The organism is Fastidiosipila sanguinis (assembly GCF_002998295.1).
GTDB lineage: Bacteria > Bacillota > Clostridia > Saccharofermentanales > Fastidiosipilaceae > Fastidiosipila > Fastidiosipila sanguinis.
Window position 1 is genome coordinate 878,684 of the sequence record NZ_CP027226.1, and the last position, 24,025, is coordinate 902,708.

23 protein-coding genes and 1 pseudogene are annotated in these 24,025 nt (G+C 30.2%); 7 read left to right on the top strand and 17 right to left on the bottom strand.

From position 1 onward, the window contains the following. The 8 genes and pseudogenes from C5Q98_RS03780 to C5Q98_RS03820 all read right to left on the bottom strand — a co-directional run. Nucleotides 1–894 (bottom strand): annotated as a pseudogene (locus C5Q98_RS03780) (HsdM family class I SAM-dependent methyltransferase); the annotation flags it as partial. Between the two features lie 76 nt (nucleotides 895–970). After that, nucleotides 971–2,464 carry a recombinase family protein gene (locus C5Q98_RS03785; protein ID WP_106012382.1) on the bottom strand — a complete coding sequence of 498 codons (1,494 nt, stop codon included), beginning with the start codon at nucleotides 2,462–2,464 and terminating at the stop codon, nucleotides 971–973. Beyond that, complete coding sequence (locus C5Q98_RS03790; protein ID WP_106012383.1) at nucleotides 2,457–4,127, bottom strand: recombinase family protein; 1,671 nt, start codon at nucleotides 4,125–4,127, stop codon at nucleotides 2,457–2,459. Before C5Q98_RS03790 ends, C5Q98_RS03785 begins: the two co-directional genes overlap by 8 nt. Nucleotides 4,128–4,394: 267 nt before the next feature. Next, complete coding sequence (locus tag C5Q98_RS03800) at nucleotides 4,395–5,324, bottom strand: DDE-type integrase/transposase/recombinase (RefSeq protein ID WP_106011804.1); 930 nt, start codon at nucleotides 5,322–5,324, stop codon at nucleotides 4,395–4,397. 77 nt (nucleotides 5,325–5,401) lie between these two features. Continuing rightward, a complete protein-coding gene (locus C5Q98_RS03805; RefSeq protein ID WP_479723662.1) occupies nucleotides 5,402–6,898 on the bottom strand; it encodes a recombinase family protein in 1,497 nt (498 codons plus the stop codon). 100 nt (nucleotides 6,899–6,998) lie between these two features. Then, nucleotides 6,999–7,154 (bottom strand): hypothetical protein, encoded by a 156-nt coding sequence (locus C5Q98_RS07730; RefSeq protein ID WP_002837550.1) that lies wholly within the window; start codon nucleotides 7,152–7,154, stop codon nucleotides 6,999–7,001. Between the two features lie 543 nt (nucleotides 7,155–7,697). Beyond that, nucleotides 7,698–8,108, bottom strand: coding sequence for a sigma-70 family RNA polymerase sigma factor (locus C5Q98_RS03815; RefSeq protein WP_106012384.1), 411 nt, complete (start codon nucleotides 8,106–8,108; stop codon nucleotides 7,698–7,700). Between the two features lie 269 nt (nucleotides 8,109–8,377). Then, nucleotides 8,378–8,929: a hypothetical protein gene (locus C5Q98_RS03820; protein WP_210388535.1), complete on the bottom strand. Its 552-nt coding sequence runs from the start codon at nucleotides 8,927–8,929 to the stop codon at nucleotides 8,378–8,380. A 158-nt stretch (nucleotides 8,930–9,087) separates the two neighbouring features. Here C5Q98_RS03820 and C5Q98_RS03825 point away from each other — a divergent pair, with 158 nt between their 5' ends. From C5Q98_RS03825 to C5Q98_RS03850, 6 genes are all read left to right on the top strand, one after another. Further along, entirely contained in the window at nucleotides 9,088–9,489 is a 402-nt protein-coding gene (locus tag C5Q98_RS03825; RefSeq protein WP_004026815.1) for a helix-turn-helix domain-containing protein, read from the top strand. Nucleotides 9,490–9,497: 8 nt separating this feature from the next. Further along, on the top strand, nucleotides 9,498–10,046 hold the full coding sequence (locus C5Q98_RS03830) for an ImmA/IrrE family metallo-endopeptidase (protein ID WP_106012385.1): 549 nt from the start codon (nucleotides 9,498–9,500) through the stop codon (nucleotides 10,044–10,046). Between the two features lie 8 nt (nucleotides 10,047–10,054). Further along, nucleotides 10,055–10,537, top strand: coding sequence for a ligand-gated ion channel (locus C5Q98_RS03835; protein ID WP_106012386.1), 483 nt, complete (start codon nucleotides 10,055–10,057; stop codon nucleotides 10,535–10,537). Then, a complete protein-coding gene (locus tag C5Q98_RS03840; RefSeq protein WP_106012387.1) occupies nucleotides 10,530–11,612 on the top strand; it encodes a virulence RhuM family protein in 1,083 nt (360 codons plus the stop codon). The genes C5Q98_RS03835 and C5Q98_RS03840 overlap by 8 nt, the downstream gene beginning before the upstream one ends. 170 nt (nucleotides 11,613–11,782) lie before the next feature. Next, nucleotides 11,783–12,139 (top strand): plasmid mobilization protein, encoded by a 357-nt coding sequence (locus tag C5Q98_RS03845; RefSeq protein ID WP_106012388.1) that lies wholly within the window; start codon nucleotides 11,783–11,785, stop codon nucleotides 12,137–12,139. A 1-nt stretch (nucleotide 12,140) separates the two neighbouring features. Next, nucleotides 12,141–13,472, top strand: coding sequence for a relaxase/mobilization nuclease domain-containing protein (locus C5Q98_RS03850; RefSeq protein ID WP_106012389.1), 1,332 nt, complete (start codon nucleotides 12,141–12,143; stop codon nucleotides 13,470–13,472). Nucleotides 13,473–13,581: 109 nt separating this feature from the next. Here the strand turns inward: C5Q98_RS03850 and C5Q98_RS03855 are convergent, their stop codons facing one another. The 5 genes from C5Q98_RS03855 to C5Q98_RS03875 form a co-directional block, all read right to left on the bottom strand. Then, nucleotides 13,582–14,172 (bottom strand): ImmA/IrrE family metallo-endopeptidase, encoded by a 591-nt coding sequence (locus C5Q98_RS03855; RefSeq protein ID WP_205728441.1) that lies wholly within the window; start codon nucleotides 14,170–14,172, stop codon nucleotides 13,582–13,584. A 211-nt stretch (nucleotides 14,173–14,383) separates the two neighbouring features. Next, a complete protein-coding gene (locus C5Q98_RS03860) occupies nucleotides 14,384–14,755 on the bottom strand; it encodes a helix-turn-helix domain-containing protein (protein WP_002834913.1) in 372 nt (123 codons plus the stop codon). Between the two features lie 296 nt (nucleotides 14,756–15,051). After that, a complete protein-coding gene (locus tag C5Q98_RS03865; RefSeq protein ID WP_106012390.1) occupies nucleotides 15,052–15,240 on the bottom strand; it encodes a hypothetical protein in 189 nt (62 codons plus the stop codon). 38 nt (nucleotides 15,241–15,278) lie between these two features. Then, nucleotides 15,279–16,832 carry a radical SAM/SPASM domain-containing protein gene (locus C5Q98_RS03870; RefSeq protein WP_106012391.1) on the bottom strand — a complete coding sequence of 518 codons (1,554 nt, stop codon included), beginning with the start codon at nucleotides 16,830–16,832 and terminating at the stop codon, nucleotides 15,279–15,281. Nucleotides 16,833–17,086: 254 nt separating this feature from the next. Further along, the gene (locus C5Q98_RS03875) at nucleotides 17,087–17,617 is read right to left on the bottom strand and encodes a DDE-type integrase/transposase/recombinase (RefSeq protein ID WP_106012392.1); all 531 of its coding nucleotides are present in this window, start codon (nucleotides 17,615–17,617) and stop codon (nucleotides 17,087–17,089) included. A 509-nt stretch (nucleotides 17,618–18,126) separates the two neighbouring features. Between C5Q98_RS03875 and C5Q98_RS03880 the strand changes: the two genes are divergently transcribed. Further along, nucleotides 18,127–18,741 carry a hypothetical protein gene (locus tag C5Q98_RS03880; protein ID WP_106012393.1) on the top strand — a complete coding sequence of 205 codons (615 nt, stop codon included), beginning with the start codon at nucleotides 18,127–18,129 and terminating at the stop codon, nucleotides 18,739–18,741. An 83-nt stretch (nucleotides 18,742–18,824) separates the two neighbouring features. Here C5Q98_RS03880 and C5Q98_RS03885 read toward each other — a convergent pair whose 3' ends face one another. The 4 genes from C5Q98_RS03885 to C5Q98_RS03900 are packed head-to-tail and all read right to left on the bottom strand — an operon-like array spanning nucleotide 18,825 to nucleotide 24,024. Beyond that, on the bottom strand, nucleotides 18,825–20,624 hold the full coding sequence (locus tag C5Q98_RS03885; RefSeq protein WP_106012394.1) for an ATP-binding cassette domain-containing protein: 1,800 nt from the start codon (nucleotides 20,622–20,624) through the stop codon (nucleotides 18,825–18,827). 41 nt (nucleotides 20,625–20,665) lie between these two features. Continuing rightward, nucleotides 20,666–21,757 carry a hypothetical protein gene (locus tag C5Q98_RS03890; protein WP_106012395.1) on the bottom strand — a complete coding sequence of 364 codons (1,092 nt, stop codon included), beginning with the start codon at nucleotides 21,755–21,757 and terminating at the stop codon, nucleotides 20,666–20,668. Continuing rightward, a complete protein-coding gene (locus C5Q98_RS03895) occupies nucleotides 21,717–22,802 on the bottom strand; it encodes a hypothetical protein (RefSeq protein ID WP_106012396.1) in 1,086 nt (361 codons plus the stop codon). The genes C5Q98_RS03890 and C5Q98_RS03895 overlap by 41 nt, the downstream gene beginning before the upstream one ends. A 13-nt stretch (nucleotides 22,803–22,815) precedes the next feature. Continuing rightward, on the bottom strand, nucleotides 22,816–24,024 hold the full coding sequence (locus C5Q98_RS03900) for a hypothetical protein (RefSeq protein ID WP_106012397.1): 1,209 nt from the start codon (nucleotides 24,022–24,024) through the stop codon (nucleotides 22,816–22,818). Between the last annotated feature and the right edge of the window lies 1 nt (nucleotide 24,025).

Consider the following 24,025-nt stretch of genomic DNA (forward strand, 5'->3'; position numbering starts at 1 on the left):
CTACTCACCTAGCAAGCCTTTCAACTCTTCTAGACCTTTCTGGATTTCATCTTCCATTTCTTGGAGTTTAGCAATAATCACTTCTGGAGCTTCATACTCAATCGCTTCATAAACAATTTCTTTGTACTTATTAATGCTGAGGTCATAATCTTTCTCAACAATTTCAGCTTTAGGCACCATGAAAGACTTCTCTGTACGAGATCTATCAGTTTCTTTTTCTAAATTACAGAAACGCTCAATTATATCTGGAATATCATTAACATCAATTGGATTACGGTTATCGTTTAGAGAGTAACCATCATTTTCCATATCGTAGAACCAGACTTTATCCGTACCACCTATACCAGTCTTGGTGAAAATTAACACTGCTGTAGAAACCCCTGCATACGGTTTAAACACACCACTAGGCATAGAAATTACAGCTTCTAATCTATTCTCTTCTACAATAGCCTGACGTAAGGATTTATGAGCTCTAGAAGAACCGAACAACACACCATCAGGCACAATAATTGCAGCCCTACCACCAATTTTTAGCATTTTAATAATCAAGTCAACAAATAATAATTCAGTTTTCTTGGTCTTAATACTTGCGAGAATATCGCTAGCAACAATATCGTAATCGAGAGAACCAGTAAATGGTGGATTGGCAATAATCAATGAGAATTTCTCCCTATCAGGGTTATCCTCTGACAAAGAGTCCTGATAAGATATTTGCGGATTCTCAACTTGGTGGAGCATCATGTTCATGGCACCAATACGAAGCATGGTCGTGTCCATATCATAACCAGTAAACATGGAGTTATGATAGTGCTTAGCTTTTTCTGAATCATAAAATAAATCTTTATGCTTATCTCTTAGATAATTCGCAGCACCAACGAGGAAACCTGCAGTACCCTCTCATGTCAAGCTTATGATAAAAAAGGGTTTATAGTTATGTAATTTAAAAGAGAGTGATTGTTCACTCCCTTTGCTACTTCCATATTATGTCCAACACTTCGTTTCCTTCACAGAATACTGAGTCTATATATTTTTCCATCAATTCTCTGGTAAGTTTAGTGTTGTCTATTACTTCTTTTTCTTCTTTTGCTTTTTGTATTTTTTCTTTTATTGCTTGTATTTCTTCATCTATCGAATTTTTAAGGTCAATGAATTTTTGTCTATTCATCTTGCCTAATTTATACTTCTCAAAACTTTGCATTTTTTTGGCTTCAAAATCTTCGATAGATTTTTCCATAGGTTTAACTTTTACTTTTTCATCCTTGTTTGGAGCTTCTAGACCATATTTTTCTTTTATTGCTTCAAATACTTGCTCTTCAAGGCTTCCTGCCCTTGAGTTCTTATGTTTTACATTATTACAATTACATATCCTACAAGTAAAATATGTGTGAACTCTTATGCTTCCATCTTGACGTTTTCTTTTTGATTGAACACACTCTAAAATGTGATTGCAAGTTGGACATTTTGCAAAACCTTGTAGTGGAGATTTCTTTCTCCATTCATAATCGGTATTTTTACCTTTCATAAATAGGCTCTTCTCTTTAATCTTCTGAACTTTTTCAAAGTCTTCTTTAGATATAATAGCTTCATGGTTATTCTCAACTCTTCCCCATTCCTCTTTTGGTTTGAATTTAAAAGAAGATGGATTTAATACTGACTTATCTTGCATATTGAAAGTGTAAGTTCCAGTATAATTTTCATTTGCTAATACATCTATTACATTACCATTAGTCCAAGTTGGTCTAGGTTTTTTCACAGTTCTAATTATTGAATATTCAAAGTCAAGATTGGTTAATTCGCTCTTTCTTTTTGATGGTGTTGGTATTTTTTCTTCATTCAATATCTTAGCTATATTTCTTGAAGATATACCATCAAGTGCAAGTTTGAAAATCTTCTTTACTATCCAAGCTGTTTCTTCATCAACTATAATTTTGTGTCTATCGTTAGGATCTTTCATATATCCCAATGGTGGACTCCAAGCTAAAAACTTTCCTTGTTTTTTAAGTGTGGTCATAGATGACTTTACTTTTTCAGAAATATCTTTTGTGTAGAAATCATATAATAGTCCCTTGAATTGAATATCTAAATCTGTTCCATTTCCTTTTTCTTTGTCACTATCATAGCCATCATTTATGGCAATGAATCTTACTCCTAGGAATGGAAATATATTTTCAAGATAATCTCCAAGCGTTATATAATCTCTCATAAATCTGGACAAGTCTTTTACAATTATCGTTTGTATATTATTTTTCTTTACATCTTCGAGCATTCTTTGAAAGGCTGGTCTATTTTCATTTGTTCCAGAATATCCGTCATCGACATATTCTTCTCTTGTGAAGTTCTTAAATTCTTCATTCTTGTCGAGATAATCGTTTAGATATGCTCTTTGGTTTATGATACTTTCACTCTCATCAGTCTTTATCATATCTTCAACTGATAATCTGATATAAAGAGCAATCTTACTCATCGCATGTTCCTCCTACCAAATTATCTATATTGAATTTAAAGACTATTTCAAATTCGTGTTTATCATAAACTATTATTTTTTCAATTAAGCTATGGATTAAATCTCCAGGTAGCTTATTCAAATTTCTTGAAGCATATAAATCATTTATCCATTTTGTTGATTTTAATCTTTCTTTTTTAAGTTTTGATATATTAACTTCAATTGCTGAAATCTCGTTATCAAATGTAGCCATATGACTTTGAGCAATCTCTCTTTTTAATAGATACTCATCTCTAACAATCTTGCCTAGACTATATTCTTCATAGGCTCTTTGAATGATATTTTCTTCATTTAGATTTTTTCTTTTAAGATTTTCAATGTCTTTCTTAAAAGTATCTATTGCGTTATTAAATCTAGCTTTAATTCGGTTAACAAATTTTGTCTTGCTAGTTGTCTTCATAATAAACTCAGAAATCTTATCACTAATAGCCTGATCCAAATCTCTTTCCATAATGAATACTGATTTTTCGGGTTTTATACTTCCACTAAATCTCTCATTCTGAAATGAATAGTAAAGTCTATCTCTATTTTTACCATAGATACGAGTTCTTCTATTAAGTTCTTTGCCAGTATTATTATTGATTACAAGACCTTTAAATCTGTTTTCATTGTCCCTATTTTCAAAATTGTGCATTGGCGAACTGAAAACATGATTTTTCTTTCTTTCTTGTCTTTCTCGTAAGATTCTTTCGTGAACTTCATTAGAAATGATTGCTTCATGTGCATTCTCACAAATTATATACTGACTTTCATCTACAAAATGTTGCTTAATTCCTTTTGCAAGATTTTGTTGCTTAACTCCTTGTACTAAAGTCCCTGTATAAGCTGGGTTTGTAAGCATTTTAGAAATTGTCCCTTTATTCCATTCAGGATCATCATTTTCTCTGTAAACTCTCCCAGTTTTATAGTAAATCATTCCAGGAGCATACCCTTTTTCATTAAAATGCTTTGCTACTTCATATTGGCTTTTGCCTTGAAGAGTTAAATCAAACATCTCTTCCACTATAAATCTAACATTTTCATCAATTACAAGTTTTTGACCTTCTTTAGATTTTTTAATCTTGTAACCATAAGGTGGAACAGAACCAATAAAGTATCCGTTTCTTGCCCTATTGTGTTTTGAGGTCTTTATCTTAACTGAAATATCCTTAGCATACATATCGTTGATAATATTTTTAAGAGTAACCTCAAAAGATTTCTTTGAATCTGTTTCTTTGACTGTGTCTAATTTATCATTAACAGAAATAAATCTAACACCTAAAAAAGGAAAAACTTTATCAATCAATCTTCCCATTTCGAGATATTCTCTTCCAAGTCTTGATAAATCTCTGATAATAATACAATTGATTCTTCTATCCCTAATATCTTGCATCATATTCTGAAATGATGGTCTTTCAAAGTTTGTCCCACTATATTCATAGTCGGTGTAAACTTCTAAAACATCTATATTTTCTTTTAATGCATATTCTTTACAAGACAGTATTTGAGTTTCTATTGAGTATGATTTTTCTCTCCACTCTTCTGTTCTTTCGTTAGATAATCTTGTATAAATTCCGGCCTTAAAGACTTTTCTTTCTATCTTTTCGCTTTTCTTTTCAATATATCTTTTGGAAGTTCTTGCCATTATAAAACACCTCCAGCTAATTGCATTGGAGTCTTATTTTCAAGAGCATTTCCAAAGACCTTTTTTATTGAAATCAAATTTTTCTTTACTTCGGACTTACTTTCACTTTCTTCTTTTATAAGGGTCTTCAGTAAGTTAACTGTTTCCAAATTATTAAAGACAAAATTAATCTCATTATTTTCTCCGATTTCAATTCTATCTATAAAAGATATAATTGTTAGTTCTAGTGTTGTCAAACATATGTGACAAAGCCATCTGATTTTAAATCTATGCTACTCTTGCCATATAGTCCTCTACCATTTCATTTGGTGTCTTAAATCCCAGTACTCTTCTTGCTATATTATTTGTCCTTACACTATATCGTTGAAATGATTTATACATTTCCTTTTCACTTTTAAATCTTCTTCTACTGTAAAAGAGTTCATTGTCTATTTTATGGCTTCTTTCAACTACTCCATTTTGCCAAGGTGAATATGGTCTTGTCCTTATGTACTTTATTCCTAATTGTCTTAGACTCTTTTCAAATAAAGATTCTTTCCTTCCTCTATCATTGCAAAATTCACGACCGTTATCTGTTTGCACTGTTTTTATCTTAAATCCAAATTCTTCTTCTAGGGTTTTTAACATATTTGATGTTTCATACGTGCTATTTTCGTTTACTATCTTTAATACTCTTTTCCTGCTATATAGGTCTATGGCTGTTATCTGATAGTATCTCTGATAATTACTCTTAAATCCTATACATTCAAGCGGCACGTATTTTACATCTATCTCTACAAACTCTCCTGGATATCTTCCTTCTAACGGTTTATATTTACTTTTAGGATAACTGACATTTCTTGGTTTTTCGTATTCTTTTAGTTTCTTTATCTGTTTGCACATTGACTCATAACTACGCTTATATCCAGCATCTCTGCATTTTCTATAGACTTGTCCTAATCCCTCATGTTTATGATAACGATATTTTTCTCTGATAATTTCTATCTCATCTTCGGTATGTTGATTCGGATGACTATGGGGACGTCTTGATTTATTTGCTAATGATAGTATTGTACCATCATATTTCTTTCGCCACCTTTGTACTTGTTGCCTACTTGTATCATATCTTCGTGCTGCATCTGCATTGTTATTATGCTTTATGGCATATTCAACTACCCTCTGGCGATATTTAATTTCCTCTGTTATACTTATTTTCATAGAAAGCCTTTCTCTGATTACTATGGTTTGTAGTGAAATTCATTGTACCAGATGGCTTTCTATTTTTTGTTTTTATGTCACATATGTATTATTACCTTACAATCTATAAAAGATATAATTGTTAGTCTATTTAGACTGCTTAAATCAGTGGGAACAATTTCGGAAACCAAACTGTCCTTTTTTTTCATCTTTTCTTGCAAGTTGGCAAGTATATTTTTCTTTGTAGCAATTTGTTTCTCTATTTCCCTGATCTTAATAAGATAATTTTTTCTGAACCTTTCAAACTCTTCAGAAGTTATAAGTTCGTCTTCTAAGTCCATATATAAAGATTGTCTAAGTCTTTCATACTTTCTTTTTTCTGAGTTTAAACTTTCAAAATCAATGTTAAATGTTACTTTTGATACATCTAACTTATTAACTTGACTTAGTAATTCATTGTATTTTTTTAAATAATCTTTAAGTGCAAAAAGAGTCATATCAAGTAGATAATCTTCTTTTATGCTATGTCTTGTGCAATCTCCTTTGTTATTATAGTGAGAACAAATATAAAAAATATTATATCCATTCTTGGACTTAACCTTTCTTCTAACCATTGAAGATCCACAGTCTTTGCAATAAAGCATTCCTGATAAAATATGTGGTATATCTGCCGATTGTTTTACATCTCGGAGCATCATCTTATTAGCCAAAGCATAAATGCTTTTTGAAATAATGGGCTTATGAGAGTCGTTTATTACAATCCAATCTTCTTCATTTACTTCTACTTCTCTCTTAGATTTGTAATTTAGTTTTCTAGTTTTCCCTTGTTCAAGCACTCCTATATAGACCTTGTTTGTAATAATCCTATTGACCATTTTTGCGTCCCATTTAGAGTCTTTAACAATAAAACCAGTGGTATGATTATCGCCAGAATTTTCTTTATGCTTAGATGGTGTTACACAACCTATGCTATTTAAAAAATCTGCAATAGCCTTAGACGAATAACCGTCTATCTTCATATTGAAGATTCTTTCAATTATGTGCGAAACTTCTGTATCAACGACTAACTTATGTTTGTTTTTGCTATCCTTCTTATAACCAAAAGGAGCAAATGCACCAATAAATTCACCATTCTTTCTTTTAATTTCTTTTGAAGATTTAACCTTCATAGAAATATCCCTACAATAAGAATCATTAATAAAGTTTCTTATCGGAAGAATTAAGTGTGTATCACTTACATCTGCATTTTCACTGTCATAGTTATCGTTTACGGATATAAATCTTATACCTTTTTCTGGGAATATCTTTTGTAGATATTTACCTGACTCGATATAATCTCTCCCAAAACGGGATAAGTCCTTCACAATAATTGTTTTAAACTTTTTCTCTTCAAGCTCTTGAATCATCTTCTTAAATTTTGGTCTGTCAAAATTAGATCCTGAAAAGCCATCGTCTACATATTCAGCAACAACTTTAAAATCATTGTCCCTTGCATATGACTTGATAATCTGTCTTTGATTTGAAATAGAGTTACTTTCTGTGCTATCTCCATCCTCTCTTGATAAACGAAGATACATACAAGCAAATTTTTCCATCACAAAACCTCCTTAATTTGTATTTGGGCAAATAGTCATTAAGGAGTTCTTCTACCACTTATATTTTACCGCACCCAAGTTTTTAAGTCAGCACCCCAGCTTATAGTCTTATACAAGCTCTACATAAATAAAGCTCAACAATATCTAGTAAGTCGAGGGATTCTTTATCACTTTGAGTGTAAGTAATTTTTTTAGAATAATCTTCTTTTGATATTTGCTCTTTAGGTTTATATTTCTTCTTTTCTTTTGTATTCATAGGTTTTACCTCACAATATAAAATTAAAGTTTTTTGACATTGACAAGTGCCTTGGATTAGCAACATAGGAATCTCACCTCCGCCTCTGTTCAGGATGAGCCGGCTTCAACCTTAGAAGTATCATTATCCTCATTTTCTTCATAGCGAATAGGGTATCCCTCCCTATATTCAAACTCTTACTTATCGCTCCCTTTCTTCTTCCCTTGCTTTTAGCTTAGCAGTACTTGTTTTGCCGAATTATTCAGCAGAAAGATCTTGGCGGATAGGTTATCACGCTCCAAAAATGATTAATGTCTTGTCTTGGTCTATTCAATTGTTAAGGTTCAAAATTTATCGAGAGTTATTAATCTTTTTTAAAATTTGACCATCAGAAAATACTTATCTTGATGAAACAAAATTGTTTAAAATTACCCTCTTATACTTAACAGTGAAAAGAAGTCTTTCTTGGTAACCAATTTTCAAAAATAAATTTGGATAAATAAAAAGGTCCAACTCCCACTGCATAAGTAACAGTGAAAATTAGACCCTCTTGGTAACTTTCATCTAAAAATCTTCTAACATTTCCTTTAGTTTTTCTAAGACTTTATTACGCCTTTTAATAACGGCTGGATGAGATATATTGAGTTTAGCAGCTACTTCTCTAATTGTTTCTTCTTTATAAAAGAGGCTTTCTATTAGGTCTCTTTCAACAGGGTTGAGTTTAGAAATAGCTCTTCTTACTTCTTCAATCATTTCCTTTGTTTCGATAATTTTTTCAACATCAAATTCCAGATCTTCTAAATTTTCTTCAAAATTACCATCATGATCATAGGAACAAAAAAAGAAACAGTTATTTAACCTGTCTCTTCTCATTTGATATTTCCCTTTATTCAATTCACTATGATAAGCAAGATATACTTCCTTGCTAACAACTACTTTCTTTCCTTCTACAAATAAATAGTATTCTTTGTCCATTAATTTTTCCTCCTTGTTGACATGAATTTCTTTTGTTTGAAAATAAAATTCACACAAGGAGGGCTTCTAATTCTTTGCATATATTCTCCTGGGCATAAAAAAAGACCGAAAGAAAATAAATTCTTTCAGTCAATAAATGCCAATATTAAATTTAGGTGCAAATCACCTATCATGGATATTATATATGCACTTAAGTACACATAAAATTCGTATATGGTACTTTTTTCATTCGGAAATAGTACGCAATAAGTTCGTCATAAATTAATTTCTTAGATGTTCATTATTTCTTCAATGCTACGACCGTCTTCAAGTTGGCTAATAGCAGTCGGTAAAGTATATCCCCAAATTATTACACCAACCAATGCAATTGCTTCCTTTTTTCTTTGATAATAAACAGTTCTCTCTAAAGATACACTTCTCATACAAGCTTCATCAGTAATCTTTTTTTCAGCAATGTAGTAATTATAAATAATCTTATGATAGATTTCTCCATACTCTGGATAAACTTTTAACCTAACACAGGCATCATAAATTATTAAAAGCATAAGCTTACTATCCATTACATTGGAAACTCTATTATTAAACTTTTCTTCAACTTTTTCTGGAGCAAATGTAGAAAGATACAAGTAAGCAGATTCTGAAGTTGATCCATAGTTTTCTTTACTCTCAAACATCATAAAATTTGCCCTGCTATCTACTGCCCAGGTAACTTGTCTATATAAACTTAAAATAAGTTTTGCAGCTGAACTGATCTCTTCAAATTTCAAGTTGCTATCTGCATACATGTTCATTATATTCTTTAAAGTTTTACTTATTCTCAATCTAATCACCCCAATACAACTTATTTACAAACTTGAATGTTTGTGCTATAATATGAATATAAGTTCAGTTTGTATTATATCTCAAATTGAAAAATAATTCAAGCACTATTGTTCGTATTAAAAGTTATAAATGCACATTAGTACAGGAGGTTAAAGTTATGGCTTTTGCGGATAGATTAAAGGAATTTCGTGAAAAAGAAAAGTTAAGTCAAGCAGATTTTGCAAAAATGATAGGAATAAGTACAAGAACTCTTGTACATTATGAAGACGGAGAAAGATACCCAAGAGATGTCGAGGTTTACAAAAAAATAGCTGAAGTTATGGACTGTGATTACAATTATCTTCTAGAAGAAAGTGACGAGTTTTTAAATAGAGTTTATAACATGGGTGGCAAAAGGGAATTAGAAAAAGCTAGAGCATTAACAGAAGGTCTAAGCTCTTTATTTGCTGGTGGAGAAATTTCTGACGAAGATAAAGATGCTGCTTTTGAAGCTATTACTCGTGCTTATTGGGAGGCTAAAAGAGAAAACAAGAAATACGGTCGTAAGAAAAAAGATTAGGTGATTTTATGAGCATGAATCGCTATATATATGATAAGGTTAATCGACTTATAAAAAAATATAAGACACGAGATCCTATCGAATTAATAGAAGCTTTGAATATTAACTTGGTATATCTACCTAAAACAGAAATACTTTTAGGAATGTACCATTATATTCAAAGAAACAGATTTATTTTTATCAGTAGCAACACAAATTTTAATAGAAAGACTATATTAGCACATGAATTAGGTCACGATCAACTACACAGATATTATTGTATGAGAGGTGGAGCTTTTCATGACCAAACAGTATTAAACCCTACAAATAAATTTGAAACTGAAGCTAATATTTTTGCAGCTCATTTATTAATAAGTGATGAAGATGTCTTCGATAATATTAATGATCAAGTTTGTGATTATGAAATTGCTGGAAAGTTAGGCGTAGATATAAATTTACTAAATCTAAAAATTTCTGAGTTAGCAAAAATGGGCAAGTTTAATAAACCAGTTAATGTTAATATACCTCAGGGAGATTTTCTTAAAAACTATCGCCCTGAACATGATGATTATTATTAGGAGACTCTATGGGAATTTTTATTACAGGATATTTTTTATTAATCCTTTCTGGAATAGTTTTCTACTATCTCATCTCTACCTACTCTGTAAAAATTTCAGCATTTTTGATTGATTTTATAGTTGTAGGTTTAGGATTTTATATATCCATAAAAGATAAACTAGATAACAAATTGGCTATTCCCCTTTCAATTACAGTAGTAATAATTTATGGAATATTGCTAGTTTTAATAAATCAAAAGCTACCAAAAATCAGTAAACTTTTAAACTATATAATTGCTTTCATAGGATCAGCAGTTGCCTTATGGTTGGCACTTGATTTTATTACAAGCACACTAAGTGCTTTTAAAATAATCGGTCAAACTTATCATCAATTACCAATAACAAAAAGTATGATGATAAATTCCTTTATACATTATGTAATTGTATTCTTAATTAGTATTCCAGTGTTTAAAGGTAGAATGAAATTTATACTTGGAGGAAATTATGAGTAAAGAAATGGATAAAAATAAAGACGAAAATCAGAAAAAAAAAGAACTTCAAATTAGGTCCTCTGCTGCTGAATACTTGACTTTTATTGCAGCAAATGGTGATGATCAAGAAGCTATTGAAATTAGATATGAAGATGAAAATATTTGGCTAACACAAAAGATGATGGCAACACTTTATGATGTTAGTGTCGCCACAATAAATGAACATCTTAAAAAAATCTATGCCGATAGTGAATTACAAGAAGAAGCAACTATTAGGAATTTCCTAATAGTTCAAAAAGAAGGTTCTAGAAATGTTTCAAGGGAAACAAAACACTATAACCTACAAGCAATTATTGCAGTAGGTTTTAAAGTAAATAACGAACGTGCCGTCCAATTTAGAAAGTGGGCAAACCAAATTGTAAAAGATTTTACAATTAAAGGTTGGGCAATGGATGATGAAAGACTCAAAAATTCTGGCACAAAACTTACCAAGGATTATTTTGAAAAATTACTTGTAAAAATTCGTGAGATTCGATTATCTGAAAGAAGATTCTATCAAAAAATCACAGATATTTATGCCACATCTTTAGACTATGATCCATCTGCAAAAGCAACAAAAAGGTTTTTTGCAGCTATTCAAAATAAATTGCACTATGCAATTCATGGAAAAACTGCAGCTGAATTAATTGTAGATAGAGCCAATCACAAAACTAAAAATATGGGACTTACTACTTGGGAAGGATCACCAGATTCAAAAATTCATAAATATGATGTAGTCGTTGCAAAAAATTATCTAAACGAAGAAGAATTAAATCAAATGCAAAGAATTGTTTCATCATATTTGGACATGGCAGAACTGCAAGCAGAAAGACATATCCCTATGACTATGGAAGATTGGGAAAAAAGATTAAATGGATTTTTGCAATTATGGGATAAAGAAATTCTAAACGATTCAGGAAAAGTATCTGCAGCTCTTGCAAAAAAGCACGCAGAAAGTGAGTTTGAAAAATATAGAATTATACAAGATAGACTCTACAAAAGTGATTTTGATAAATTCTTGGAATTAGAAGATGATACTAAAAAATTAGAAGAATAACTTAATATACGCTTAATGCTTATAACTTTAATAGCAAGCACAGTAAGTGTACGGACACTTACGAAAAAAATTAATGGAGCAGACCTTTACGGAATGCTCCATTTTTTTAATTTTTACCTTGTTAGGGAGAACCCTAAGACCCCGAAATATATTTTATAAAGGAGAATAAAATGGCAAATAGATTTAGAAATGAAAGAATAGAAATTAAACTAACTAAAGAAGAAAAAGAAATTTTTGAAAAGAAAATGAAACTTGCTAATTGCAAAACTATGTCTCACTTTCTTAGAAAGTGCGTATTAGAAAAAGAAATTTATGTAGTAGATTTAGAACCATTTAGAAACCTACAATGGTTACTTTCAAATGCTACGAATAATATAAACCAGATTGCAAAAGCTACTAATACAACTGGTGTTATTTACAAAAATGAAATTGAATCTATGAATAAGCAGATAGAAAAATTATCAAGAGAAATATGGCAGATCCACTCTCTACTTCTAAATAAATCAAAAGAAAGTTCTGGTGATTAGTATGGCAATTACAAAAATACATCCTATAAAATCAACTCTAAATTTGGCAATAGATTATATAACTAAGAGTGAAAAAACTGATGAAAAAGTCTTGGTATCTTCATTTAAATGTCATCCATCTACTGCCCATATTCAATTTATGAAAACACGAGAAGACAATGATACTAAAGGTACAGTTTTAGCTAGGCATTTAATCCAATCTTTTCTACCAGGAGAGGTTGATCCTGTAAAAGCTCACGAAATAGGAATGGAATTATGCAAGAAAATTTTAAAAGAAGATTATGAATTTGTTCTTGCAACTCATATAGATAGAGGGCATATCCACAACCATATAATCTTTAATAACGTTAATTACAGGACTGGTAAATGCTACCAATCTAATAAAAAATCTTATCATAAAATCAGATTTCAAAGTGACGAATTATGTAGAGAAAATAAGCTCTTAGTCATTGATGAATATTATGAAGCTTACAAAAGAAAATATAAAACTGCTGGTAAATCTTGGTACGAATATGACCAAAACAAAAAAGGAAATTCTTGGAAATCTAAACTACAATTTGATATAGACAGAATGATTAATAAGTCTAAATCATGGGAAGAATTTTTAGAAAATATGAAATCTCTTGATTATGAAATTAAGTTTGGTAAACATATTGCTTTTCGTCATAAAGATAAGCAAAGATTTACAAGAGCTAAGACTATCGGAGAAGATTATGCTGAGGAAAGTATCAAAGAAAGAATAGATTTAGCAATTAAAAATAAAGCTAATTCTATTAAAAAACGTGTAGGAAATGTTATTGATATCTCTGCTAATAAAAAGGCTCAATCCTCTAAAGGCTATGAAGTTTGGGCAAGAAAACATAATATCAAAACAATGGCAGATTCGATAATTAAATTAAGAGAACAAGGAATTAATTCAATTACTCAACTCGATGAGCTAATCAAAAAATCTGCTGATCATAGACAAGACTTGTTAGATAAAATAAAGAAAATTGAAACTGAGATGAAGAGTTTATTCCAAGATATGGAAAATATTAATACTATAAATAACTATCGTGAAATCTATAAATACCACAAGAAAAATCCTGAAGATAAGCAATTTGCAGAGGAGTATTATAGTGAACTTTCCGTCTATAAAATAGCCGCTAAAGAGATCTTAGAAAACTATAACAAACTACCAAATACAAAAGAAATACTATCAAACCTCGATAAATTGCAAGAAAAAAAGAATACCCTTATGCAAGAGTATTCTTTGAATAAAGAACAATTTTCCGACCTTGTTCAGTATAGGAAAAACTATGAAAATTATTATGGAAAGGAAGTGGAGAGATAAAAAGCTATAAGCGGATAAACTTATAGCTTTTTTAAAATTATTTACAAATTTTTATTCTAGACTTTTTATTCTATCTACAAAACTATTTTGACTGTGCGTTTTATAGAACCTACCTGTAAATAATATCCCAATAATTATATTTATATAGTTCTTTTGTTAATTCAAAGTTATTAGGTGCATAGCCTAATACTTTTAATCGAACTAATGCTGCTGTTTTTGATACTTGGAATTGCTCTGATACTTTCATGATGAAATCAAATAGATAAGTCTCATCCTTAATATGCTTATCATAACCTAGATAGTATAAATACTTTATAATTGCTTTTTTATTCATCAAAAGACAAGAAGCAAATGTGTTTGCCTGCCATTCTATTGTATCCATGAATCCCCAACGTTTATTTTTCTTCTTATTAACATCGCCAGTTCTACAAGCTAGTGACGCAGGCTTTTCTTCTTCATTAAAAAAAATTAGTTGGTTTGGATCTCTATAGAATACACACGGATGAATTACACCATGGCCACATTCATTAGCTAGGGTAAATCTTCTAAATCCTTTATCTCTTGGATTATCCAATTGCTTATCTATTAGAATAGTATTGGCTCTATCTGTAAGATATTCTAGTTCCCATTGTCCAGTTTTTATATTTTGCATTAGGCTTTTCATTGTTCGTATTACTTGGTCATCATTAAAGACCATCATTCCTGCATAGCAACCGTTATGAGATAAGTAGGCATATTCAACATTAAACCCTAAATCAAATTCTGCCAGTCCCTCAATATCTACCGCTTCAAAATTTTCGATTGCAGATGGACAATATTTGTTGAGAATATTTTCAGTCAGTACTTCTATTTGATCTAAGGTAATAAATGGAGCCCTGTACTCGATTTACTAAAATTGTATTGATACATGCCTACCTCTCTTTTTCAATTTCTTCAATGAATTTTATCCATTCTTCTTCTTTAACATCTAAGTCTCTAGCCTTTCTCAAAGCTACGCTTAAGCCTTTAGTCTTTAAAATATACTCTGGCAAATCAGGTGCCACCGTATTTCTTTGCTTACCAGCTAAATCCATCATAATGGATGATTCTTCTTCATCTAAGTTTAATATTTTAGCAATTTGGTTCAACCTGTCTAAGTCAAAAGAGTCTCTTTTTCCTTTCTCTACATCGCTTAGATACGGTGAGGAAATATTAAGCCTATCCGCCATATCTTTTAAGGTGATTCTTAAATCCTTTCTCTTCTGAGAAATAAAATCCCCAAAAGTCAGTTCGTGATTGTTCATGATTACCTCCTATTACATTATTAGCTAATTTGCTAATATAAAATATTATACATCTTTGTTTTTCTTAAGTCAATAGCCTACCATAAGTCCTTTGTAAGTAAAAAAAATTGATAGTGTTGTGAAAAAATGGTATAATTCAGCTTATGTTTGAAAATATGAAAAAGGGATGTTACGGAAACACCCCCGCAACATCCCTTTCACTATGCATGACACATTATACTTTTACGACTGATTATGCACTAATACTTAGCTACCACACTATATATTTGTGCACTTTTTTAAAGATTTTTCCTCAGTTAATTTCTAGCTGAATCTTTATTGTAGACGTAATTTGTACTACCGTTACAAGAGCATTGACATCCAGGACCTGATTGTTTTGTTGCAGTATAATTTTGTTTTACTGTACTACACATACATGGAGCTCTAAAAGCAATATCTTCAGATTCAACAATTTCTCTTTGATATGGATTTCTTACTTTTAACATAATTTCATCTCCTTGAAATTAAAAACTCGTGTCATGCACTATATTACAATATCTTCATTGAGGCTCTCCAATTTTTCTGGAGCAACTCTCAACAAATAATGATATTGACCTAAATAAATAAGATTACTTTGTCTCTCATACTCACAGATAGCCATATCTGGCTGATTAATACCATCTCCACTAACCCTATCAACGTAACATGCGCTACATAGTTTTGCACTCCAACAATCATTACAATACGGTGCCCAAGCATCCGAAAACTTAAAGATATAATTAGTGAATAGTGAGTCTAAATCTATTCCTGAATGTATATTACCCAAACTAGGAGCAAACCCGACTCTTTCACAAGGTAATATGTTCCCATCTACAGTAACATAAAGTCTTCTAAATCCAGCCACACAACATCCATTTAGGGAAACTTTATTCGAAGCCCTTTTAGTAATAGGTCTAGAATGGATCTTTACATATGGATCAGTAAATGATGTTTGGTGTATTTCATCAAATGTATTACATAAAACAGCTTTTCGTTGTTGCCAATGTCTCAAGGTTTGGTCCTCATAATATATATCATCTATCAAATATTCAGGAAGTGTATCTAAGCTAGGATAACCTATTTGATAGTCAAATTTTTTAGGTATATACGGTATATTTTTGAAAAAAGAATCAATTTTTTCGACTTTTTCAATGCTATATGGTGGCATATAAACAGAATTTACGGAGACATGAAAAGTATCATTTACACTTGAAATTGAGCAAAGCTTTTCAAAGTTATTAATTACATCATTAAAGGTTCCTTTCCCACCTTTATAGACTCTATATTCGTCATGGATTTCTCTCGGTCCATCTATGCTACACATTATTGATAAATTGTTAACTCCTTTGAAAAAGTTTATCATCTCGTCATTTAAAAGTGTCAAATTAGTAGTAAATGAAAAATTAACTTTCCTATCGTCTAATTTTGATTTAGAAATAGAATATTCTATTGCACCTTTTAATACCTCAAAATTAATTAAAGGTTCTCCACCATAGAATGTTATATCTATCTCATTCTTATCACCTTCTGCAAAGATATAGTCTATTGCAGACTTGGCATCTTCTAGTGAAATATTCTTATTTCCAAAATTTCTATTACCTGAATAGGTATCATTATATATGCAATACTTGCATCTCATATTACATGCTTGAGTTAATTCTATGATTAGCTGTGTACATCCCTGTTGAATTTGATTGTGTACAAATTTTAAAAATTCACTTGAATGCAAGTTTTTAATTTTAAATCCTTTAAATAAATCCTCGCGATTTATAAATGTAATCAATTCTTCTTCATCAATTCCTAACATTTCAACTGCCTGCTCAAATTTTTCTGGATTTAAATCATAAGTTTGAAGCAATTTTATGAATTCACAAGTTTTATCATCTAACTCTACAACCTTACTTGTCCCGCTATCATACCAGTAATTAACCTCTCCATCAGTAAAAATAACGCCTAAAGAATTAGCTGTTTTAGAGACCTTACTTTTACTGTAATCTTCAACATACCTATATAAATCTTTCACTGTCTTAAATAAGACTAAACTATTCTCACTATTCATTAGGCACCTCCTACTAATTCTAATTCAATAAACTCCATTATACACCCTATTATTAAAAACAAATAGATTCATTATAGCAATACTTTTTTTTAATCAATTCATTAGAACTACTACAACTAGTTTTCTCTAGTGTTGTCAACATATGTGACCAAAGCCATCTGATTTTAAATCTATGCTACTCTTGCCATATAGTCCTCTACCATTTCATTTGGTGTCTTAAAATCCCAGTACTCTTCTTGCTATATTATTTGTCCTTACACTATATCGTTGAAATGATTTATACATTTCCTTTCACTTTTAAATCTTCTTCTACTGTAAAAGAGTTCATTGTCTATTTTATGGCTTCTTTCAACTACTCCATTTTGCCAAGGTGAATATGGTCTTGTCCTTATGTACTTTATTCCTAATTGTCTTAGACTCTTTTCAAATAAAGATTCTTTCCTTCCTCTATCATTGCAAAATTCACGACCGTTATCTGTTTGCACTGTTTTTATCTTAAATCCAAATTCTTCTTCTAGGGTTTTTAACATATTTGATGTTTCATACGTGCTATTTTCGTTTACTATCTTTAATACTCTTTTCCTGCTATATAGGTCTATGGCTGTTATCTGATAGTATCTCTGATAATTACTCTTAAATCCTATACATTCAAGCGGCACGTATTTTACATCTATCTCTACAAACTCTCCTGGATATCTTCCTTCTAACGGTTTATATTTACTTTTAGGATAACTGACATTTCTTGGTTTTTCGTATTCTTTTAGTTTCTTTATCTGTTTGCACATTGACTCATAACTACGCTTATATCCAGCATCTCTGCATTTTCTATAGACTTGTCCTAATCCCTCATGTTTATGATAACGATATTTTTCTCTGATAATTTTTATCTCATCTTCGGTATGTGATTTCGGATGACTAGGGGACGTCTTGATTTCATTTGACTAATGGATCGTATTGTACCATAATATTCTTTCGCAACTTGTAACTTGTTGCCTATCAGTATCATTCTCTGCGGCATCTGCATGTATATGCTTATGCATATTTTCCAACTCCTCTGGCGTGGATATTTAATTTCTCCATATAGTGTAAATTTCTAAGTAATACTACACAAAGCCTAAGCTTTTTTATGCTAATATAATAATCTACTGTTCTTATTTAGATTGAATTAGTGAAATTTATCTTACTATGAGATAGACAATCTTCCATTTAAATAAACTATTTGTCGTCTATTCAATTGCTATTTATAGAATAAAGGAGTATAATACATGTAGTAATTGGAGGTGGGGAGAAAATAATGAAAAGAAAATATCTTATTTTACCAGTTTTTATCGTTGTAATTATACTTCTATTATTTTCTATTAATAAATTTTCAGGTTATAAAAATATCAAATCTACTGAGTCTAATATGAATAATTCTAAATTAACGTCTAATGATAACTTGGATGAATTCGATAGAAGTAAGGAAGATATTGCAATAGATCAAAAGATTTCTCAACAACGCAAGAAAAATGAAAAGACATATAAAGAAGATGGAATTGCTGGTTCTTTTGTCGCTGGAAGTGGATTAGCTCCAAAAAGATCAAAAGAAGATTTTGTATCTATAATGAATGGGCTTAGCAAGTACATTGATGAGCATCCTGATCTTTATCCAAAATATGATGAGTTCTCTGAAGAAATGACTGTAGGCACTTCAGTAGACCCTAGATTTGAAAAATTAATTTATGGAGAACCACGAGCTAATAGCGAGTTAATAGCTAATGTCGACAAATCTGATTTGATTGTTATGGAAGCACGAAGACTTGATGGCAATTATGATGATGTCCTTATGCAAAAAAATACTGATGGAGTTTGGGAAGTTTTATTTGTTGGGAATTACTATTCGATTAAAGATGATTTATTTAAGAAATAGATTGTTTTTTAATTTTTAAAATATAAGATTATCTAAAGTAATGGGACATCATATACTCCCGTTACTTTTTTTGTTCCACTTATCTATAACTTTGTCGATCCTTCATGAGTATTGAATAGTTTTTTATACATATTGTTATTTCTTAATAAATACTCATGGTTACCGTGATCTGTTATCACTCCATCTTCTATCACAAAAATCTCATCAATACCTTCAACTGAAAAAAATCTATGGGTTATTATTATATTTAGAAAATCTCCTGTTTTTTCTATGATGTTATTGAATACGCTATATTCTGCTAACAAATCCAAATTGGATGTAGGCTCATCAAAAATTCTAATCTGAGATTCTTCATCTTGATAAAAAGTTCTAGATAAATTCACCCTTTGCCACTGTCCCGACGATAAATCCTCGCTTTTCTCCCACCCTAAAGTCACAATTTCATCAAACTTTCTTTGCTTTTTTCTAATAAAATTAGAACTGCATCCTAATCTACTTGCTCTTTCTAACCGAGATTTATCAATTTTGCTATTGTCAATCATAGAAATATTTTCTGCAATTGTCAGTGGTAGTTTTGTAAAATCTTGAAAATTTGCACTCACAAGCGAACAATAGTCCTCGAGACTATAAAAAGAAATATTTTTCCCATTAATTAAAACTTCCCCCCTACTTGGTGAATATAACCCTAATATCAACTTCACTAATGTTGTTTTTCCTGATCCATTTAATCCTATAATCTCATATGTTTTCCCAGCTTGAAAATACATACTAATCCCTTTTAATATATATTCTTCACTTTGCGGATACTTAAACCAAACATCTCTAAGTTCTATATCATATAAGCTATTTAATTTATACCTATTTTTAGAGCTGTCTACGGATATTTTATGTTTCTCGTAAATGCTTTGTAAATATCGATAACTGTCCAAATAAAGTAAACTATCATATAGATTTAGTAATGATGAAATAAAGTTGATTAAACAATTTTGTAAATGGTCTACTGCCCCAAAAACCATTGTAATATATCCTATTGTATGTTTTTTTGCTATACCATCAAATATAATTAATACTTTTGTGCCATAAGTTGCTAGTGATTCGGTAATATCACCAAAACTAGTCAAAAATAAATTTTGTCTATTAACGTTCTTCTTCTTTATTAATATGTCATTATAAATAGCACCTAATTTTCTTATTATAAAATCAAAAGCTGAAAAAATTTTTAAATCTCTACTCCCTTGATAGGAGTATGATGTCTTTTTAAGATATTCAGCTAATCTAAGACTTTCATAAGTCTCGTCATACATTTGATACATTGTCTCTACAGCTTTTTTATTTAATGTAAATATCGGTATGAGAGATAGCATAATTAATACTATTAACCATATGTTAAAACTTAGTATTATTTTTACAACCCCAACAAATACCACTATATTTTTTATTATGTCAACAAATATATCAATCATGTTTGATACTTTTGAGGTCGTGTTATCTCCAACTTTTCCTAAATGATTTTGAGTATCTGGATTCTCAATTTCACTTAATGTTAATTCACTAGAAAATTTAACTATATCTTCAGAAATCTTCATTTCAATCTTTGTTGTATAAACATCATTTATATATTTAATTAATTTATTAGATACTATACTCATCATATAAACAGCAAAATGAATGCACAATAATACTATAATAGTTTTTTTATCTATTCCAAACTTTAATCCGTCAGCTATTTCATTTATAATTTCTTCCCATACTTTTAAATTTATTACAGAGGGTAATCCCGAAATAATACTTAAAAAAAGCAGTAAAATAAAATAGAGCATAGAACTTTTCGCTAAAATTTTAACAGCCATTTTTAAAGTACTCAATTTTAATTTGTTGTTCATGCTTATCTCCCCCCGCTCAAAATGATTGAAGCAAAATGCATTTATGAGCCCTCTTCAAAAAACAAACCTATATAAGCTAGAAAATTTTCCTCACTCAGAACATCTAGTGATTTTGTCAGTATATTATAGTCTCTGCATAAATAAGATTCGCCATATACACAATTATAAATTATTTCTTTCCTTAAATCCTCAGCCTTAATTAGATTGTACTCGCATTTATTTACATTATTTAGAAACCATTCCTTTATCTCTCTATATATTTCTACTCCTTCCGAAAAGATTTTATCTTTATTTTTAGATGCTTTGATAAAATTTTTTTTTGCATTTTCGAATTTAGTTTTCCCGTTCATTTCAAATGATTCGTATAGAAATAAGTTATTATATAGAATAATCCTTCCCTGTCCACGATCCTTAGTGAAATCTAAACTCGTTAACATTAGTCTTCTAATGATATTAGATAACATAATTTTAGATAAATGATTTGCTAAAAAATAAATCTCCTCTTTTTTTGTAAAAATGTTTTTATTCTTGTAAATTAATCTAATATTGTTCTCAGTAAATTCACTTGTAAATATTATATTATTTAGAGTACTCGTTTTATCTTTTAAATCCTCAAATATATTTTCTTCCTGGCATCTTATAGGGTTGCCTGATGCATCAAAAATATAAATATTTTTCTTATCCAAATAAATCGCTTTACTAAAATCTACATCTTGAATCCTTTCTAAATCTACTGACTCTAAACCTAGAGGTGATCCTGAAAAAAAACCATTTACTTTTAAACACATATCTATATATTTTTGTATATCTACGCTTCTAGATTGAATTTCATCAGATACCTCTACTATGGCTTTCGCTAATATTTCTCGATCAGTATTCCAAATTCTAGTTATTTCTATATCTATAAAATTAATAATTTTGTCTATTTTATTTTTTCTGGATACCCACCAAAAGAGCATATATATTCCAGATGTTTCTCCAAAAATTTTCACCCCTAATTCTTTTCTTATACGTAATATTAAATAATGCTCTAACAAATGAGCGTATCCATCATCCATAGTATACTCAGCCCTCTGAAACATTAAAAAAGTACTATACATATTCATGCTCTTTAACTTTTCTAATAAATCCATAAAGGATCAACTCACTTATCAAAAACAATAAGACGAGAAATAATACCAGTTTTATCCCCACATAGATGAAATTTTCAATTTTAAAAATTTCAGAAGGTAAGTAGTTAACGAAAATCATATGACTCTTATTTCTAAATAATTTCAACAAAGTAAACTGCCATGCACCCAATAAAACCATTAGACCATAACCCACTTTGACGCTTTTACTTAGAATACTGATAATTAAACTAATATTTACTATGACAAGTGTTTCTATATAAGCAATAAGGATTTGCATTATAAATGTTTTATATATGCTCCAGGATGTCGTTGCTAAAAAATATTTAGGTATTGTTTGAATATTTAGATGGTATCCATTTAGGCTATACCTACTCCAAACAAATAAGTAGAGAAGTAAGATACCAAAGATGAATATACCAGTTGAAAGTTCATAGGCATTAATCCAATTGATTTTATTAATTTGGTCTTTTCCATATTTTGTGCTGATATTTATTTCATGAAATCCCGATCTTTTACTTTTATGGTAAATAGGGATTGACATGAGCATAATAAATAGCCATATTACATAAAGTGTTTGTGGGAAAAGCGTATCGATAACTTTCCAACCTTCGACATAACCATCTTGTAATGATTGTAAAGTAGGTGTTTTTCCTGAATCTTGTGATTCAATAAGTTTCGCCCTTTCACCAAAAAACTTTTTATTGGCATTTTCAAGAGTATTCCAATTTTCCCCATATACTCTTTTTATCTTCTCTACAATAAACTGATCTTGAACATCAATCGTATTTCGTTCGGAGACATCAGCACCTATATATTTTTTTATCATTGTAGAAATTGATTCATTAGACAATTTAGTATCTTCAATAAAAAATCTCCATTCTGTTCCATCACTAATTTCCATATTTTCTTGATATAAATATTCTTTTGAGACACTGAAAAGGCCGGATAGGATGATGAAGATAATGGCTATTCCGTAAACAAAAACAATTTTTTCTCTTAAGAGCGTTTTTAAGTTTTCATTGTGGAGTGTATTTAACTTTTTCATTCCTGATCCCTCCTTAAATATAATAATTTCTCAATAACCATTTACTAGCAAATTCGAGAATAAGAATGTATAGACAGCCAACCATTATTGTTACAAACCCATACGGAACTATCTGATCTCCTATAAAAAAAAGTTTATTCGTACTCAATATCCCACGAATAAAATTTTGCGGAAGTAGATTGAATACTACTTCAGAAGTGTTAGCCAGCCAATTAGATTTATATGTTAACAACACTTCTAATAAAGTAAATACTACAATTGTTCCCTTATCGTTTTTTAATAACAAAGATAAAAAGGATATAAAATATACATAAATAAATGTAGCTATTAACCCTACTGCTATCTTAAATAATATCCCTTGCCATACTTTGAGAGAAAAGATATTCACTGAGTCAATAAATTGTATGGACGAATTCCAACCGTGAAGTCCATAAATAACACCTACAATTAGAAGAATTGATAAAATATACATTAAGTATATACTTGCTCCAAATAGCAATTGAGCGAATATTTTATGACCATATAATTTCTTTCTTGATTCTCGATTATAAAGCGTAATTTCACTCATGCCTACCGTTGAATTTTTTTGAAATGCAGATGCAAAGAGGACACTTAAAAAAATCGCAAAACCCCACCAAGTCTGTTCTAAAGAATTCGAAAACGCCTGCCACCCCATATTATACGCATAATAGAAAGGTTCTTCGACCGCCTTCGCTTTGGAATATATTAATTTATACTCTTGATCAGAATACGGCGTTTCTGTCCTTTTAAGCACTTCAATAACTGTCTTTGGCCAATTAACATAAAAATCTTCCATTTCTTGTTCTGTCAAATTCATGTCTATATAGGTCGTTAAAATATCTTGTCCATAGGGAGCATTTAACGTCATGAATAGAAAATCTTGTGGATAGACTAATTTTAATCCAAGTTTCCTATCCTCTTTTCGAGTTCCTTCGATATATGGTTTTCCATTACTTCTATCATATCGTTCTTTTTCTTTAAGCATGTATTCTTTGGTGACATATCCATCCGAAACTTTGGCTTGTTCTGATAATATTTTCCATCCACCTATACCACTATAAAATTCACCATTGTTGTCTATAATATCGACACTTGATATGGAGACAATGGAGGATAGTATGATAAGAAAAAAAATAACAAGCAATATGGCGCTATTGCTATGTATGATTTTTTTAAGCTCTAACCTTGTTAATCCTTTCATG

Bases quoted from the DNA above. Each gene is read 5' to 3' on its own strand.
- C5Q98_RS03845 (WP_106012388.1), top strand. From the start codon at position 11,783: ATGGCAAATAGATTTAGAAATGAAAGAATAGAAATTAAACTAACTAAA.
- C5Q98_RS03855 (WP_205728441.1), bottom strand. From the start codon at position 14,172: ATGATGGTCTTTAATGATGACCAAGTAATACGAACAATGAAAAGCCTA.
- C5Q98_RS03900 (WP_106012397.1), bottom strand. From the start codon at position 24,024: ATGAAAGGATTAACAAGGTTAGAGCTTAAAAAAATCATACATAGCAAT.
- C5Q98_RS03865 (WP_106012390.1), bottom strand. From the start codon at position 15,240: ATGTTAAAAGTAAGAAATCCATATCAAAGAGAAATTGTTGAATCTGAA.
- C5Q98_RS03825 (WP_004026815.1), top strand. From the start codon at position 9,088: ATGGCTTTTGCGGATAGATTAAAGGAATTTCGTGAAAAAGAAAAGTTA.
- C5Q98_RS03815 (WP_106012384.1), bottom strand. From the start codon at position 8,108: ATGGACAAAGAATACTATTTATTTGTAGAAGGAAAGAAAGTAGTTGTT.
- C5Q98_RS03870 (WP_106012391.1), bottom strand. From the start codon at position 16,832: ATGAATAGTGAGAATAGTTTAGTCTTATTTAAGACAGTGAAAGATTTA.
- C5Q98_RS03800 (WP_106011804.1), bottom strand. From the start codon at position 5,324: ATGAAAATAAGTATAACAGAGGAAATTAAATATCGCCAGAGGGTAGTT.
- C5Q98_RS03830 (WP_106012385.1), top strand. From the start codon at position 9,498: ATGAGCATGAATCGCTATATATATGATAAGGTTAATCGACTTATAAAA.
- C5Q98_RS03860 (WP_002834913.1), bottom strand. From the start codon at position 14,755: ATGAACAATCACGAACTGACTTTTGGGGATTTTATTTCTCAGAAGAGA.
- C5Q98_RS03850 (WP_106012389.1), top strand. From the start codon at position 12,141: ATGGCAATTACAAAAATACATCCTATAAAATCAACTCTAAATTTGGCA.
- C5Q98_RS03785 (WP_106012382.1), bottom strand. From the start codon at position 2,464: ATGAGTAAGATTGCTCTTTATATCAGATTATCAGTTGAAGATATGATA.
- C5Q98_RS03805 (WP_479723662.1), bottom strand. From the start codon at position 6,898: ATGGAAAAATTTGCTTGTATGTATCTTCGTTTATCAAGAGAGGATGGA.
- C5Q98_RS03840 (WP_106012387.1), top strand. From the start codon at position 10,530: ATGAGTAAAGAAATGGATAAAAATAAAGACGAAAATCAGAAAAAAAAA.
- C5Q98_RS03875 (WP_106012392.1), bottom strand. From the start codon at position 17,617: ATGTGCAAACAGATAAAGAAACTAAAAGAATACGAAAAACCAAGAAAT.
- C5Q98_RS03880 (WP_106012393.1), top strand. From the start codon at position 18,127: ATGAAAAGAAAATATCTTATTTTACCAGTTTTTATCGTTGTAATTATA.
- C5Q98_RS07730 (WP_002837550.1), bottom strand. From the start codon at position 7,154: ATGAATACAAAAGAAAAGAAGAAATATAAACCTAAAGAGCAAATATCA.
- C5Q98_RS03790 (WP_106012383.1), bottom strand. From the start codon at position 4,127: ATGGCAAGAACTTCCAAAAGATATATTGAAAAGAAAAGCGAAAAGATA.
- C5Q98_RS03895 (WP_106012396.1), bottom strand. From the start codon at position 22,802: ATGAAAAAGTTAAATACACTCCACAATGAAAACTTAAAAACGCTCTTA.
- C5Q98_RS03835 (WP_106012386.1), top strand. From the start codon at position 10,055: ATGGGAATTTTTATTACAGGATATTTTTTATTAATCCTTTCTGGAATA.
- C5Q98_RS03885 (WP_106012394.1), bottom strand. From the start codon at position 20,624: ATGAACAACAAATTAAAATTGAGTACTTTAAAAATGGCTGTTAAAATT.
- C5Q98_RS03890 (WP_106012395.1), bottom strand. From the start codon at position 21,757: ATGGATTTATTAGAAAAGTTAAAGAGCATGAATATGTATAGTACTTTT.